This is a genomic window from Sphingomonas endophytica, assembly GCF_001476895.1.
GTDB classification, from domain to species: Bacteria; Pseudomonadota; Alphaproteobacteria; order Sphingomonadales; family Sphingomonadaceae; genus Sphingomonas; species Sphingomonas endophytica_A.
Genome location: NZ_LDTB01000039.1, coordinates 26,128 through 41,506 on the forward strand (window position 1 = coordinate 26,128; position 15,379 = coordinate 41,506).

The 15,379-nt window shown below is 68.6% G+C and carries 12 protein-coding genes; 7 read left to right on the plus strand and 5 right to left on the minus strand.

Annotated elements, in window-relative coordinates; all coding sequences use genetic code 11:
* The first annotated feature begins 105 nt into the window (after window positions 1–105).
* From NS334_RS10425 to NS334_RS10455, 7 genes are all read left to right on the plus strand, one after another.
* Entirely contained in the window at window positions 106–1,710 is a 1,605-nt protein-coding gene (locus NS334_RS10425; RefSeq protein ID WP_058755903.1) for an alkaline phosphatase D family protein, read from the plus strand.
* Window positions 1,711–1,886: 176 nt separating this feature from the next.
* On the plus strand, window positions 1,887–4,202 hold the full coding sequence (locus tag NS334_RS10430) for a TonB-dependent receptor domain-containing protein (protein WP_153002698.1): 2,316 nt from the start codon (window positions 1,887–1,889) through the stop codon (window positions 4,200–4,202).
* 29 nt (window positions 4,203–4,231) lie between these two features.
* Entirely contained in the window at window positions 4,232–6,664 is a 2,433-nt protein-coding gene (locus tag NS334_RS10435) for a TonB-dependent receptor (RefSeq protein ID WP_058755904.1), read from the plus strand.
* A 5-nt stretch (window positions 6,665–6,669) separates the two neighbouring features.
* On the plus strand, window positions 6,670–7,764 hold the full coding sequence (locus NS334_RS10440) for a glycerophosphodiester phosphodiesterase (RefSeq protein WP_058755905.1): 1,095 nt from the start codon (window positions 6,670–6,672) through the stop codon (window positions 7,762–7,764).
* A gap of 151 nt (window positions 7,765–7,915) precedes the next feature.
* The gene (locus tag NS334_RS10445) at window positions 7,916–8,278 is read left to right on the plus strand and encodes a DUF6481 family protein (RefSeq protein WP_058755906.1); all 363 of its coding nucleotides are present in this window, start codon (window positions 7,916–7,918) and stop codon (window positions 8,276–8,278) included.
* On the plus strand, window positions 8,275–8,946 hold the full coding sequence (locus NS334_RS10450) for a spermidine synthase (RefSeq protein WP_058755907.1): 672 nt from the start codon (window positions 8,275–8,277) through the stop codon (window positions 8,944–8,946). The genes NS334_RS10445 and NS334_RS10450 overlap by 4 nt, the downstream gene beginning before the upstream one ends.
* A 98-nt stretch (window positions 8,947–9,044) precedes the next feature.
* Complete coding sequence (locus NS334_RS10455) at window positions 9,045–10,025, plus strand: cation diffusion facilitator family transporter (RefSeq protein ID WP_058755908.1); 981 nt, start codon at window positions 9,045–9,047, stop codon at window positions 10,023–10,025.
* Here NS334_RS10455 and NS334_RS10460 read toward each other — a convergent pair whose 3' ends face one another.
* From NS334_RS10460 to NS334_RS18655, 5 genes are all read right to left on the minus strand, one after another.
* The gene (locus NS334_RS10460) at window positions 10,026–12,113 is read right to left on the minus strand and encodes a prolyl oligopeptidase family serine peptidase (protein WP_058755909.1); all 2,088 of its coding nucleotides are present in this window, start codon (window positions 12,111–12,113) and stop codon (window positions 10,026–10,028) included. It abuts the gene before it with no gap.
* 69 nt (window positions 12,114–12,182) lie between these two features.
* Window positions 12,183–13,187: a quinolinate synthase NadA gene (nadA, locus tag NS334_RS10465; RefSeq protein WP_058755910.1), complete on the minus strand. Its 1,005-nt coding sequence runs from the start codon at window positions 13,185–13,187 to the stop codon at window positions 12,183–12,185.
* Between the two features lie 37 nt (window positions 13,188–13,224).
* Window positions 13,225–13,932, minus strand: a complete 708-nt coding sequence (locus NS334_RS10470; protein ID WP_058755911.1) for a DUF4230 domain-containing protein — start codon at window positions 13,930–13,932, stop codon at window positions 13,225–13,227.
* The gene (locus tag NS334_RS10475; protein ID WP_058755912.1) at window positions 13,917–14,777 is read right to left on the minus strand and encodes an MBL fold metallo-hydrolase; all 861 of its coding nucleotides are present in this window, start codon (window positions 14,775–14,777) and stop codon (window positions 13,917–13,919) included. Before NS334_RS10475 ends, NS334_RS10470 begins: the two co-directional genes overlap by 16 nt.
* 233 nt (window positions 14,778–15,010) lie before the next feature.
* Window positions 15,011–15,379, minus strand: a 369-nt coding sequence (locus NS334_RS18655; RefSeq protein WP_206542649.1) for a hypothetical protein, incomplete at its 5' end; no start/stop codon positions are given.

Consider the following 15,379-nt stretch of genomic DNA (forward strand, 5'->3'; position numbering starts at 1 on the left):
CATGACGGGAGAAGCGTGAACGCACGACCCGGCGATACGTCCCGACTGTCATCAAGCCTCCACAAAGCGCGCCCATGCGGACCCCACACATCACGAGGGTCACCAGTGCTCATTCATCGCCGCTCGTTGCTCGCCGGTGCCGGCGCGCTGACCGCCGTTCCGCTGTTCGCCGCCACCGGCGGGGTCGCGCGCGGCTTCACGCACGGGGTGGCCAGCGGGGAGCCGGCGGCGAACTCGGTGCTGCTCTGGACGCGATGCGTGCTGCTCGACGGCACGCCAGGCGAAGTGCAGGCGGAACTGTCGGAGCGACCCGACATGGCTGGCGCGCGGGCGGTGGGCGCGCAGATCACCGGGCCGTGGCGCGATTATACGGTGAAGATCACCGCCGACGGGCTGACGCCGGACCGCTGGTATTATTTCCGCTTCGTCGCGCCGGACGGCTCGCGGTCCATGATCGGCCGCACCCGCACCCTGCCCGCCGACGGCGTCCGCCCGTGGCGCGCGGCGATCTTCTCCTGCTCGAATCTCGGCTTCGGCTTCTTCAACGCCTACGGCCATGCCGCGGCGCGCGACGATCTCGACTGCGCGATCCACCTCGGCGACTATTTCTACGAATATGCGCCGGATCATTATCCGGCCACCGCCGACACGGTGCCCGGCCGCATACCGCTGCCGATGGCGGAAACGGTGCACCTGGCCGATTATCGCCAGCGGTTCGCCAGCTATCGCGCCGACCCCGACCTGCAGTCGCTCCACGCGCGATTGCCGATGATCGCGCAATGGGACGATCACGAAAGCGCCAACGACAGCTGGGAAGGCGGCGCGCAGAACCACGATCCCGCGACCGAGGGCGATTGGAACAGCCGCCGCGACGCATCGATACAGGCCTATCGCGAATGGATGCCGGTGTCGGACGAACCGTGGAAGACCTATGACATCGGTGCGCTCGCGACCGTGTTCCGCACCGAGACGCGGCTGCTCGGCCGCACGGAACAACCCGATCTCGCGCCGCTGTTCAAGGAGGCCGATCCGGTCGCCGCGCTGCGCGCGTTCCGCGACGGCGCCTGGCAGGATCCGGGCAAGACGATGATGGGGTGGCAACAGGAAAGCTGGCTCAACCACGCCATGGCGGCTTCGGTGCGCAGCGGCCGGCCGTGGCAGATCGTCGGCTTCGGCACGATCATGGGCCAGACCGACATGCCCGCGGACGCCGCCGACTGGATGAAGGGCGCAACCGCGGGCGCGAGCAGCTACGTGCTGAACGGCGTCACCGCGACCAGGGCAGGACTGCCGTTCAACGTCGACAATTGGGGCGGCTATCCGGCGGCGCGGGCGCGGTTCCTGCGCGCGGCGCAGGGGCTCGGCGGCAATACCGTGCTGATCTCGGGCGACAGCCACAATGCCTGGGCGTATGACCTGGCGCAGGACGGCCGGCCCGCCGCCGTCGAGTTCGCGGGGCACAGCGTCACCTCGCCGGGCTTCGAAAGCGCGACGGCCTATGATCCCCGCCGCATCGCCGCCGATCTGGTCCGCGCCAACCCCGAGCTGAAGTGGTGCGACACGTCGCGGCGCGGCTACATGGCGCTGACGATCGCGGCGGATCGGGTCGACAACGACTGGATCATGGTCGACACGATCAAGCGGCGCGGGCTCGGCGCCACGATCGGTCACCGTGCCTCCGTCCTGCGCGGGCGGCGGGTGATGGCGTAAAAATCCGCCCGTCATGCCGGACCGGTTGCCGACCGCATCGGCGCCGCAAACGACCGGAGAGCTTTGCCCGCCCCCGTCACGAACCTGCAACCAATCGGTCACGCGCACGAAAAGAGCCGCGCCCAAAGGCCCGGCAACGACGGCGATCAACCGCCGCGCAACCAAAGGGAATCGCCATGCTCCGTCCGCTGCTGCTTGCCGGCACCGCCATGCTCGCCGCTCATGCCGCCCCCGCGCTCGCCGCGCCCGATGCGCCGGCCCCCGCCCCCGCGGATGCCGCCGGAGACGCGCCGACCGAGGGTAACGAAGTGGTGGTGCTCGGTTTCGGCCAGGCCCGTCAGGTCCAGACGATCACCGCCGCCGATATCGAGCGTCTGACGCCCGGCACCTCCCCGCTCAAGGCGCTGGAGAAGCTGCCCGGCGTCAACTTCCAGGCGGCCGACGCCTTCGGCGCCTATGAATGGGCCGCGCGTATTTCGCTGCGCGGGTTCAACCAGAACCAGCTCGGCTTCACGCTCGACGGCATTCCGCTCGGCGACATGAGCTACGGCAATTCCAACGGCCTGCACATCAGCCGCGCGATCATCTCCGAGAACGTCGCCACCTCCACCGTCGCGCAGGGCGCGGGCGCACTGGGCGAGGCGTCGACCTCCAACCTCGGCGGTACGCTGCAATTCACCTCGCGCCGCCCGTCCGACGATTTCGGCATCGCGGCGTCGGGCACCTATGGCTCGAACGACACGTGGCGCGGCTTCGCGCGCATCGACAGCGGCGACTTGAGCGGCAACGGGCTGAAGGGGTATCTCAGCTACGGCTATCTCCAGGCCGGCAAGTGGAAGGGCAATGGAGTCCAGCGCCAGCATCAGGTGAATGCGAAGCTGATGCAGGACTTCGGCGATCGCGGCGCGATCACCGCCTTCTTCAACTTTTCCGATCGTCGCGAGAACGACTATCAGGATCTCAGCCTGGAGATGATCCGGCGGCTGGGCTATGATGCCGACAACCTGAACCCCGATTACGCGACCGCGCTTCGCATGGGGCAGGTCTACTGGAATCAGCAGACGCGCGCCGGCTCCGCGACCGCCGCGTTGCCGTATCCGACCGCCGGGCTCACCTATCCGGCGCCGTACACCTCGGTCGACGACGCCTATTACGACGCCGCCGGGCTGCGCCGCGACTATCTGACCGGCATCACGATGGACGCGCCGGTGAACGATGCGGTGAAGCTGTCGCTGACCGGCTATTATCACGGCAACGAAGGTCAGGGCGTGTGGGTCACGCCCTATGTCCGGACGCCGGGCGGCGCACCGCTGTCGATCCGCACGACCGAATATGGCATCGACCGCTTCGGCTCGATCGCGCGCGTGTCGGTGGAGACGGGCGCGAACCATCTGGAGCTCGGCGGCTGGTTCGAGGCGAACGGTTTCCGTCAGGCGCGCCGCTTCTACGGCCTCGGCGATCAGGCGACGCCTTCGCGCAAGGTGCTGTCGTTCCAGCGCAATCCGCTGGCCACCCAGTTCAACGTCGATTTCCAGACCGACACGACCCTGTATTATGTCAGCGATCGGCTGACGCTGGGGCAACTGACGCTCAACGGCGGCTGGAAGGGCTATCAGGTCACCAACAAGGCGACGCCGCTCGCCGGCACGCTGGCCAGCGGCACGATCGACGCGCGCGACTGGTTTCTGCCGCAGGTCGGCGCCGTGTACGGCATGGGCGCCGCCGAGGCGTTCGTGACCTATACCGAGAACATGCGCGCCTTCGTCTCCTCGGCGACCGGCGGTTCCCCGTTCGCGACCACCCAGGCCGGCTTCAACGGGATCCGTGATCGCCTGCGCCCGGAAAAGTCGAAGACCGTCGAGGCCGGGCTTCGCTATCGCTCGGGCGGGTTCCAGGGATCGCTGGCCGGCTATTACGTCGATTTCGCCAACCGGCTGCTCGCCTATACCAACGGTTCGGGCATTCAGGGCAACCCGGTGACGCTCCAGAACGTCGGCGGGGTGGAGAATTACGGCGCGGAGGCGACCGCCCTCTACAAGATCACGCCGCCCCTCTCGCTGTTCGCCTCCTATTCCTACAATCATTCGACCTATAAGGACGATGTCCTCGCCGCCAACGGCGCGCTGGTGACCGCCACGCGCGGCAAGACGGTGGTCGACAGCCCGCGCCATATGGCCAAGGGCGAGGTGGTCTATGACGACGGCCGCTTCCTGGCCCGTGTCGGCGCGGATTACATGAGCCGGCGCTACTTCACCTACACCAACGACCAGTCGGTGCCGGGTCGGGTGCTGGTCGACGCGACGATCGGCTACACGATCGGCGAGCTCGGCGGTCTGCACGGCGTGCGGATCGAGGGCAGCGCCACCAACCTGCTCGACAAGCGATATGTCGCGACGATCGGCTCGAACGGCTTCACCGGCAGCGGCGACAACCAGACGTTGCTGGCCGGCGCGCCGCGCCAGTTCTTCGTGACGCTGCGAACCGGCCTGTAAAAACCCTTCTCGCTCGAAAGAATCAGAACATGCGTCGTATCCTGTTCGCGGGCGTGGCCCCGCTCGCCCTCACCCTGTCGGTCCCGGCCCTTGCCGCTGCCGCGCCGGAGGCCCCGGCCGCCGCGCCGGCCGCCGACGAAGCGGAGGCTGATCCCGCGCCCGGCGAGGACATCGTCGTCACCGGCACCGCCACGCGGTCGGTTGCGCAGATCACCGGCGCGGAGATGCAGAAGCTGCTGCCCGGCATCAACCCGCTCAAGGCGCTTCAGACGCTGCCCGGCGTCACCTATCTGACCGCCGATCCGTGGGGCAACAACGAGCAGAACATCTCGCTGTTCATCCACGGCTTCAACGCGCAACAGCTCGGCTACACGATGGACGGCGTGCCGCTAGGGGATCAGCAATACGGCAATTACAACGGCCTGAGCCCGCAGCGCGCGGTGATCTCCGAGAATGTCGGCCGCGTCGTGCTGGCGACCGGGGCGGGCGATCTCGGCACCGCCTCGACCAGCAACCTGGGCGGCACGATCGACACCTTCTCCAGCGATCCGGCCGCCGATTTCGGTGTCCGCGCCGCACAGACCGTTGGCAGCTACCAGGCGACGCGCAGCTTCCTGCGCCTCGACAGCGGCGACATCGGCCAGAACACGCGCTTCTACGTCTCCGGCGTGCGGCAGCGCGCCCGCGCCTGGGATTTCGAGGGCTATCAGAAGGGCTGGCAGGCCAATACCAAGCTCGTCCACGACGATGCGACCGGCAAGCTGACCGCCTATTTCGCCTATTCGGACAAGACCGAGCCGAACGAGGACGCGACCAGCGTCTCCGCGACGCAGACCTTTCGTCCCTACATCCGCCCGTTCCTCTACCCCGATTTCCGGCGCATGCAGGCGTATCTGGCCAATCAGCTGCCGTATAACGGCGCGCCCAGCTATGCCGCGTCGGGCGCGAACTACAGCAATTACTACAGTGCGGCACTGCGCACCGACTATCTCGGCTACCTGAAGTACGACTGGAACGTCGCGAGCAACGTGACCTTCTCCAACCAGGCGTATTTCCACCATAACGACGGCGTCGGCATCGTCGCCGGGCCGATCACGGTCGCCGGCCTCCCGGGTCTGTTCTCCTTCTATTATCCCGGCGTCGCGGGCAGCAGCCCGACCTCGGCCGTCAATCTGGCGCGGCTGTCGACGATCTTCGGCGGCTCGGGCCTGGCCTCGCGCACCACCGAATATCGTATCGATCGCGTCGGCGGCATCTCGACGCTGCGCGCCGAGCTCGGCGATCACACGGTCGAGCTGGGCGGCTGGTACGAGCATCAGAGCTCGTCCTCCTATCGCCGCTGGTATGCGCTCGACGTCAACAATCCGTCGTCGCCCTATCAGCGCCCGCTCGACCTCGCCAAGCCGCTGATCACCCAATATGGCAGCGAGATCCGCGTCGAGGTGATCCAGGCGCACCTCCAGGACGCGTGGAAGATCACCCCCGCCCTGACCCTGCAGGCCGGGTTCAAGAGCACGTTCCAGCGCGCGCGGCAGCAGGTGCCGGTGCAGCCGATCCCCGGATCGTTCACCGGCTCGCGCGAGCTGCCGGTCGGCCGGATCAGCACCGACAAATGGTTCCTGCCGCAGGTCGGCGCGCTGTGGGACGCGACCGATCACGAACAGCTGTTCGTCAACGCGCAGCAGAACATCCGCCAGTTCCAGACCAGCGCCGCGTCCGGCCTGTCGCCGTTCGCGCTCGGCAGCCAGACATTGTTCGAGTTCTTCAAGGCCAATACCAAGCCGGAGACGAGCTGGACCTATGAGGCCGGCGTGCGCACCCGACGTGCGCTCGATCTCGGGCCGCTGACCGCGTTCGAAGGGCAGATCAGCTATTATCACGTCGACTTCTCGAACCGCCTGTTGGCGATCAGCCCGACGACGACGATCACCGCGATCATCAGCGGCGCACCGATCATCGCCAACGTCGGCAGCGTGAAGACCGATGGCGTCGACATGGCCGCGACGCTGCGCTTCGGCGACACCTTCTCGCTCTATAACGCGCTGTCGTACAACAATTCGCGCTATGCCGATAACTACACGGTCGGCGCGGCGCAGACGGTGGTGCCGACCGCGGGCAAGAAGGTGCCGGGATCGCCCGACTGGCTGAACAAGACGGTCGCGACGCTCAACGGCGACGGGGTGGAGGTGCAACTGATCGGCGACTATATCGGTCGGCGCTATGCCACGTTCACCAACGATCTCAGCGTGAAGGGCTATCTGACGCTCGCCGCGCGGATCGCGTTCGACATGCCGGTATCGGGCAACGGCTTCGCCAAGAAGCTGAACGTCAGCCTGAACGTCACCAACCTCACCGACAAGCAGGCGTATTCGACGCTCAGCATCGGTGCGGCGTCGGGCACGTACAACTTCTTCCCGCTCCCGCCGCGGCAGGCGTTCGTGACGCTGAGCGCGGGCTTCTGACGGTGATGACGCGCCGCGCCGCCCTCGGCTCCGCCATCGCGCTGGGGGTGGTCTCCTCCGGCGTCGGGGCGGCCGGCGCCCGCCACCGGCCGCTGGTCTTTGCGCATCGCGGCGCGTCGGCGCTCCGGCCCGAACATACGCTCGGGTCGTACGCCAAGGCGATTCAGGACGGCGCGGACTTCATCGAACCCGATCTGGTCGCGACCAAGGACGGCGTGCTGGTTGCGCGGCACGAGAACAACATCGCCGAGACGACCGACGTCGCCGATCACCCCGAATTCGCCGCGCGTCGCACGACGAAGACGATCGACGGCGAGAAACAGACCGGCTGGTTCACCGAGGATTTCACGCTCGCCGAGTTGAAGACGCTGCGCGCGAAGGAGCGGCTCGGCGCGCTGCGGCCGGAGAGCCAGCGCTACGACGGCCAGTTCCAGATCGTCACGCTCGACGAGGTCATCGACTTCGCCGCCGCTGAGTCCGCCGCGCGCGGGCGGACCATCGGGCTGATCCCCGAACTGAAGCATTCGACCTACTTCGCGGGCATCGGCCTTCCCGTCGAGGATCGCTTCCTCGCCGTGCTGGCGGCGCATGACTATACCCGCCGCGCCCCGGTACAGGTGCAATCGTTCGAGGTCGCCAACCTGCGCTACCTGCGTGGGCACCTGCCCCGGACCGGCAATGTGAAGCTGGTGCAACTGATCGGCGATCCCGTGCAGCGTCCCGCCGATGTCGTCGCGGCGGGCGGCGCGCTTTCCTATGCGCGGATGATCGCCCCGCCCGGGCTGCGCGACATGGCCTCCTATGCCGATGTGGTCGCGCCGAACACGCGACTGCTGATCCCGCTCGGCGCGGACGGCCGGCTCGCCACGCCGACCACGCTGGTGACGGACGCCCATGCGGCGGGGTTGCAGGTCTGCCCGTGGACCTTCCGCCCGGAAAACCGCTTTCTGGCCGCCGACTTCCGGGGGCCCGGCGGCGAGAACGCCCGCCACGATGCCGGGTCGGTCGCCGAGATGCGCCGCTATATCGCGCTGGGCATCGATTCGTTCTTCACCGACGACCCCGCACTGGGGCGGCTGGCGGTCGACGGCCCGCGATAGCGGTTGCGCGACGGGCACGGAAAGTGTAACGCCGCCCGCTGACGGTGTAGCAGCCAGCGCTCCACCAGCGTTTCAGACGGCTCCGCAGCGATGCGGGGCCGTTGTGCTATTCGACCTCATCCTATCGTTCGACCAAGGAGAATTTCTCAGCATGGCAGGTTACAAGGCCCCTGACTTCAACCAGCGCGCCGCCGCCGCCCGCGACGCCAAGGCCCGCGCACTGGAAGCGTTGAAGAACAAGGCCGCCCCCGATCCTGCGGAAGTCGCCGCCCGCCTCGCCGCGCGTGAGGCCAAGGAGGCCGCCGAGGCCGCAAAGCGCGCCGAGCGCAAGGCCGCGATCGAGGCCGAGAAGGCCGCCAAGGAAGAGGCCCGCGCCAAGGCGAAGGCCGAGGCGGATGCCGCCGCCGAAGCGGCTGCCGCTGCCAAGCGCCCGCCGGTCCTGCCGACCGCCGCCGAGCTGAAGGCGGCGCGCGACGCCCGCTACGCCGCGCGCAAGGCCCGCCAGAAGAAGTGATCCGGCCCGAGCTGCTCGGCGTCGCGGAGGTGCCGGACGGCCCGCCGCTGCGGCTGTTCCGGCGCGGCGCGGATTTCATGATCGTGCTCGAGCGCAACGAGCTGATGAGCACGCGGATGAGCGGCTCGGAAGTCGCGCTCGGCACGATGAGCTGCGATCGCGTCGCCGGTCGCTCTGCCCCGCACCTGCTGATCGGCGGTTACGGCATGGGCTTCACGTTGCGCGCTGTGCTCGGACGAGTGGGTCCGGACGCGCACGTGACGGTCGCGGAACTCGTACCCGGCATCATCGAATGGGCGCGCGGCCCGATGGCGACGCTGACCGACGGCTGCCTCGATGATCCCCGGGTCACGCTGACGATGGGCGATGTCGGCGCGGCGATCCGCAGCGGCACGGGACGGTATGACGCCATCCTGCTCGACGTCGATAACGGCCCGGATGGCCTGACGCGCCCCGGCAACGACGGCCTGTACAGTTCGCGCGGACTGGTTGCCGCCCACGCCGCGCTCCGCCCCGGCGGCGTGCTGGCGGTCTGGTCCGCCGCGCCCGATCCGGCGTTTGCGCGACGACTGTCGCAGAGCGGCTTCGCGGTCGACGAGGTCAAGGTCCGTGCCCGCGACAACGGCAAGGGCGCGACCCACGTCATCTGGTTCGCGACCCGGCGCTAGCCTCTCCAGGCCTGCCCGCACCCGACGCTCCGTCGTCATCGGGCGATCCCGCGATCCGAACTGGCCGCGACCGGCTTCACGATGGTATGCGCGCCGTTATGGCTCACGCGCACCACCATCACGACCACGATCACGGCGGGCACGATCACGGCGGGCACGATCACGGCGGGCACGATCACGGCGGGCACGGCCATCACCATGCCGCCCCGCCCGAACGCTGGGACACTATCTTCGCGATCGGCATCGCACTGAACCTCGCCTATGTCGTGGCGGAGGCGGCAGCAGGCTTCCTCTACGATTCGGTCGCGCTGCTCGCCGACGCCGGGCACAATCTCTCCGACGTGCTCGGGCTGGCGATCGCGTGGGGCGGCGCCGCCCTCGCCCGTGCCGCGCCGTCGAAACGCTTCACCTATGGCCTGAAGGGATCGACGATCCTCGCCGCTCTGGCCAATGCGCTGCTGCTGCTGGTCGCGATCGGCGCGATCGCGGCGGAGGCGGTGCAGCGCTTCGGCGACGCGCCGCGCGTGCCGGGGCTGACCGTCTCGGCGGTCGCCGCCGCGGGGATCGTCGTCAATGCCGTCACCGCATGGCTGTTCGCGCGCGGGCGGCACGGCGACGTCAACGTGCGCGGCGCATACCTCCACATGCTCGCCGACGCGATCGTCTCCGCCGGCGTGGTCGCGGCCGGGGTCGCGATCTGGTGGACCGGGGCGGCGTGGATCGATCCGCTGGTCAGCCTGGCGATCGCGGTCGTGATCTTCTGGCAGACATGGGGGCTGCTGCGCGAGACGGTCGAGATGTCGCTGGCGGCCGTGCCGCGCGGGATCGACTACGACCGCGTGCAGGGCGCGCTGGCCGCTCTGCCCGGCGTCGCGGCGGTCCATGACCTGCACATCTGGCCGATGTCCACCACCGAACCCAGCCTGACCGCGCACTTGTTGATACCGACAGGCCATCCGGGCGACGATTTCCTGATCGCGGTGCAGGAAAGGCTGCACCACGACTTCGGAATCGGCCACGTCACACTACAGATCGAGACCCGCAGCGGCTGCCTCGCGGCCGATCACCACCGGGTCTGATTACTTCCCCATCAACGCGCGCCGCAGGAACGCGTCGAGCAGCGCGGCGCGGCGCGCATCCTCGGCATGGTCGGCGCCGACCGAATGTCCGCCTTCCAGATATTCGTGAAAATAGACGCGGTTGCCGTTCTGCTTCAGCAGCGCGGCCAGCTTGCGCGCATGTCCCGGATGGACGCGGTCGTCCTTCGTGGACAGATAGAAGAACACCGGCGGATAACGGACGCCCGTCTTCACGTTCTGATAGGGCGAATAGCGGCGGATGAACGCCCAGTCGGCGGGCTTGTCGGGGTCGCCATATTCGTCGATCCACGACGCGCCGGCTGACAGGTGCGAATAGCGCCGCATATCCTCCAGCGGCGATCCGGCGATCACCGCGCCGTACAGATCCGGGCGTTGCTGCATCGCGACGCCGACCAGCAACCCGCCGTTCGAGCGCCCCGAAATGCCGATTTTCCCTTTGGCGCTCACCCCGGTACGGACCAGATCGTCGCCGACCGCGTGAAGATCGTCGAACACGTTCTGCCGCTTCTCGCGCAATCCCGCTTGATGCCAGCGCGGGCCATATTCACCGCCCCCGCGCAGATTGGCGAGGACATAGGCCCCACCCTGCTCGACCCAGAACAAGGCCAGCGGCCCGGCGCGATACGGCTGCCCGGTCAGATAGGTCGGGGTCTGCGCCGCGCGGAACCCGCCATAGGCGTGGATCAGCGCCGGCGTGCGGCCGGTCACGCCCTTCTTCGTGACAAGGAAATACGGCACGCGCGTGCCATCGCGCGAGGTCGCGAAGCGCTGCGCCACCTGATATCTCGACGCATCGAAGCGCGCGGGGAGCGCCTGCACCGCACGCGGCTCCTGCCCCTCGCGGATCGCATAGAGCGTCGGCGGGGTCAGCATCCCCTCGACCGTCACGAACGCCTCGTCGCGCGCGTCGGCGGTGTTGACCAGATGCACGGTGCTGTTGCCCGGCAGCGCGACCGGGGTAGAGGACCAGCGCCCGTCGCTTCCGCGCCGCAGCGCCAGCAGGCGTCCGGACACGTCGTCGAGCAGCTTCACCCACAGCACGTGATCGCTGGCACCGGCTTCCTCGATCGCCTGCCGGTCGCCGGGCGCGATCACCAGCTCGCCTTTCGGATGCCGCCCCGCGACGATCTCGGTCAGCGACCACGCCACCAGTGCGCCGGCCGGAAAGCCGTCCGCCGCCCGGTTCAGCTTCGCCACCGCGCGCCCGCCGATGACCGCCACGACATCGGCACCCTTCGGCAGTCCGAGCGGCACGAAGCGGCCCGCCGCGTCCTGCACCAGCAACTCGCGCTCGAAGAAGGTATGGCCGACGCTCACCATCGGCCAGCGCCGGTCGGCGTCGACGAACGCCGCCGCGCTGACCTCAACGGCGCTCACCGGCGATTCATGGACCGGCGTCGCCGCGCTCAACGGCGTGCCGCGCTTCCACAATTTGGCGATGCGCGGATAACCGGAACTGGTGAGCGATCCCGGCCCCCAATCGGTCGTCACCAGCAATGTGTCACGATCCACCCAGGCGACGTCGCTCTTCGCCTCGGGCAGGACGAAACCGTCATCGACGAAGCGCCCGGTCGTCAGATCGAATTCGCGCACCACCTGCGCATCGGTGCCGCCGGGGCTGAGCCGCACCAGGCAGCGCGAAAAGTCGGGCTCCAGACAGCTGGCGCCATGCCAGACCCAGCTCTTGCCCTCCGCCTTGCCCAGCGCGTCGACGTCGATCAGGGTCCGCCACTGCGGCTTGCCGGCCCGATAGCCGTCGAGCGCCGCGATCCGCCACAATCCGCGCGGGTTCCGCGCATCGCGCCACAGGTTCGTCACCCGGTCGCCCAGCACCGCATCCGGATCGGCGATCTGCGCGTCGTCATCAAGGATCGCCTTGGCGCGCGCGCGATCCTGTTCGTAACGCGGATCCTTCGTCAGCGCCGCCTCGGTCTCGGCGTTCCAAGCCTTCACCTGTTGCAGCGCACGCGCACCCTCGATGTCCTCCAGCCAGAGATAGGGATCGGTGGCGGGCGCGGCGGCGGCGAGAACGACGGGGGCGAGCGCGAGCGGGATCAGGCGGTTCATGGTCGGAAGTGGTAACCGACGCCACGGAGCGGGGGAAGAGCCGGACTTCCCCCATCCGTCAGGACGCGCTCAGACCGTCGCCACGAACGGCGTGCGCGGCCCCAGATCGCCCAACCCGACCGTCCCGCTCGCCATCGCCAGCATCGCGTCGAGGCTCTTCTTGGCCCGGACTCGCAGGTCTTCGTCCATCTCGATCCGCGGCGTCAGGTCACGCAGCGCGACGTACAGTTTCTCCATCGTGTTCAGCGCCATGTACGGGCAGATGTTGCAGTTGCAGTTGCCGTCCGCCCCCGGCGCGCCGATGAAGGTCTTGCCCGGCAGCGCCTTTTCCATCTGGTGGATGATGTGCGGCTCCGTCGCGACGATCAGCGTGTCGCCGGGCATGGCGATCGCATAATCGAGGATCCCGCGCGTCGACCCGACGTAATCGGCATGGTCGAGGATCACCGCCGGGCATTCCGGGTGCGCCGCGATCGGGGCGTCCGGGTGCTGCGCGCGCAGCTTGAGCAGCTCGGTCTCGCTGAACGCCTCGTGGACGATGCACACACCCGGCCACAGGATCAGGTCGCGCCCGGTCTTGCGCGCCAGATAGCCGCCCAGATTGCGGTCGGGGCCGAAGATGATCTTCTGGTCCGCCGGTATGCCCGCCAGGATCGTCTCCGCCGACGACGAGGTGACGATGACGTCGCTCAGCGCCTTCACCGCCGCAGAGCAGTTGATGTACGTCAGCGCGATCGCGTCGGGGTGCTGCGCGCGGAACGCCGCGAACTGTTCGGGCGGGCAGCTATCCTCCAGGCTGCACCCGGCGTCCATGTCAGGCAGGATCACGGTCTTTTGCGGCGACAGGATCTTGGCGGTCTCGGCCATGAAGCGGACCCCGCAGAAGGCGATCACGTCCGCATCGGTCGCCTGCGCCTTGCGGCTGAGGTCCAGGCTGTCGCCGACGAAGTCGGCAAGATCCTGAATCTCGGGCTTCTGGTAATAATGCGCGAGGATGACGGCGTTGCGCTCCTTGCGGAGGCGGTCGATCTCGGCACGCAGGTCGAGGCCCGCAAGGTTCGTCGGCTGTTCCATGTCCGCGCAGATGGCCCGTGCGCGCGACAGGATCAAGTCAGCGTGCGTTGCCGAGCACTTCTTCGAGCGAGCGGGTCAGGTCCCATTGCTCGCGCCGGTCGCCCTGTGCCTCGCCCGCATAGCGCACCTCGACGCGGACCGGCAGATTGGCGGCCTCCAGCGTTCCCTCGAACAGCCGCTCCAGCGCGGCGCGGCCGTTCTCGCGCGCCTTGCGGATATTCTCGGGCTTGCGCGCCTCCGCCGCGACCACGGTCGTCGCCTTGGCCGACACCTTCTTCTGCAGTTCCGCCATCGCGCCGCGCGGCGGCAGGAAGCCGGTGGTGGTGTCCAGCGTCACACGGCTCTCGTCGATATTGGGTGTGCCGACGATCACGTCGGGCACCTCGACCAGCAACAACCGCCGTCGTTCGTCATAGCGGAAGTCGCGCGGGCGCAGCGCGCCGAGATTGACGAAATAGTCGACGTCATACGGTGCCTTGATGAGGCGGACGTATTTCAGCCATCCCCACATCCGTGTCGCGGTCGCGGTCGACTGGACGGTGCCCGCCAGATGGCTGACGCGCAGTTCGTTGCTGCCGTACAGCCGCCCCGCGACGACCCGCGCGATGGCGACGCCGTTCTCGTCGGTCGTCACGGCATAATGTTCGGTATAGTAACGATAGCCGACATAGGTCGCGGTCAGGATCGCGGTCGCGATGGCCAGCGACACCAGCAGCTTGCCCAGCCCGGTCAGATGCTGGCCCATACGTCCCCCTCCTGCCGCACCAGCCCACGCCGTTCGAGGTCGATCAGATGCGCCAGCGACGACCGCCCCGCCGCGCCGTGCAGGCGCGGGTCGATCCCGACGTACATTCGCTCGACCAGCCCCGCGACGGTGCGCGGCCCGCCCGCCAGCAGCCGCAGGATCTGCCCCTCGCGCTGCTTGCGGTGACCGAGCATCCCGCGCACCAGCCGCTGCGGCCGCTCCACCGCCTCGCCGTGGCCGGGGTAATAGACGCGGTCGTCACGCTGCAGCAGCTTGTCGAGGCTCGCCATATAGGCGCCCATGTCGCCGTCGGGCGGCGACACGACGCTGGTCGCCCAGCCCATGACGTGATCGCCGGAAAACAGCGCCTTCGTCTCCGCCAGCGCGAAGGCGAGGTGATTGGTGGTGTGACCCGGGGTCGCGATCGCCTCCAGCGTCCAGCCCTCGCCGGTGATGCGGTCGCCCTCCGTCAGCACGCGATCGGGCGCGTAATCGGCGTCGAAGGCGGCGTCCGCCTGCTCGCCCGCTTCGTGCACCACGATCGGCGCGCAGCCGACGATCGGTGCGCCGGTATCCTCCGCCAGTCGCCGTGCACCGGGCGAATGGTCGCGGTGGTGATGGGTGATCAGGATTGCGCGCACCGGACGCCCGCCGATCGCGCGCAGTAACGCCGCGTGATGCGCTGGGTCGGCCGGACCGGGGTCGATGACCGCCACGTCGGCGATGCCGACGATATGCGTCTGCGTGCCGGTACAGGTATAGGCGGAGGCGTTGGGGGCAAGGACGCGCGCGACCAATGGTTCCAGCGTCACGGCCACGCCGATGGGGAGGTCATCTGCTGCCATCTCCCCCTCACATGGCCGCGCCGCCCGGCGGGTGCAAGTCCCGGGGGCGGCGCGGGCCCGCGAACGGTCGGGCGTCGGTCCCTGAGCATCGTCATTGCGAGCGCAGCGAAGCAATCCAGAGCGTCCTGATCCGGCCCTGGATTGCTTCGCTTTGCTCGCAATGACGGACAAGGTCGGCCCCGGATCATCTCACCCCTTCGGATGGATGATGCGAAGCCGACACCTAGCGCGGATCACTCCTCCCCGTCGATCCGGGCGCGCATCTTCTCCAGTTCGCGATCGACCTGCGCCAGCGCCTGACGGCGTTGCGCATCGGTCAGGTTGCGGTCGGCCTCGATCCCGAAGCGGGCGCGGCTCAGCCCGATCAGCGCGGCGTGCTGCGACTGGCGCTGGATCGCCCGCGCGTTGCGCTCCATCGCGATCGCGTTGCGGCGCATCGCGGCGGCGTCGATCCTGGCCGCCTCGCGCTGCATCGCCGCCGCCTGACGCTGGAGCCGTCCCGCATCGACCGATGCCATGCGCGCGGCCTCGCGCCCCAGTTCGGCGGCCTGGCGGTTCAGCTCGGCCTGATTGGCGGCGAACGCCGCGCCCCCGCCGCCGCC

Bases quoted from the DNA above. Each gene is read 5' to 3' on its own strand.
- NS334_RS10430 (WP_153002698.1), top strand. From the start codon at position 1,887: ATGCTCCGTCCGCTGCTGCTTGCCGGCACCGCCATGCTCGCCGCTCAT.
- NS334_RS10435 (WP_058755904.1), top strand. From the start codon at position 4,232: ATGCGTCGTATCCTGTTCGCGGGCGTGGCCCCGCTCGCCCTCACCCTG.
- NS334_RS10440 (WP_058755905.1), top strand. From the start codon at position 6,670: ATGACGCGCCGCGCCGCCCTCGGCTCCGCCATCGCGCTGGGGGTGGTC.
- NS334_RS10445 (WP_058755906.1), top strand. From the start codon at position 7,916: ATGGCAGGTTACAAGGCCCCTGACTTCAACCAGCGCGCCGCCGCCGCC.
- NS334_RS10455 (WP_058755908.1), top strand. From the start codon at position 9,045: ATGGCTCACGCGCACCACCATCACGACCACGATCACGGCGGGCACGAT.
- NS334_RS10460 (WP_058755909.1), bottom strand. From the start codon at position 12,113: ATGAACCGCCTGATCCCGCTCGCGCTCGCCCCCGTCGTTCTCGCCGCC.
- nadA (WP_058755910.1), bottom strand. From the start codon at position 13,187: ATGGAACAGCCGACGAACCTTGCGGGCCTCGACCTGCGTGCCGAGATC.
- NS334_RS10470 (WP_058755911.1), bottom strand. From the start codon at position 13,932: ATGGGCCAGCATCTGACCGGGCTGGGCAAGCTGCTGGTGTCGCTGGCC.
- NS334_RS10475 (WP_058755912.1), bottom strand. From the start codon at position 14,777: ATGGCAGCAGATGACCTCCCCATCGGCGTGGCCGTGACGCTGGAACCA.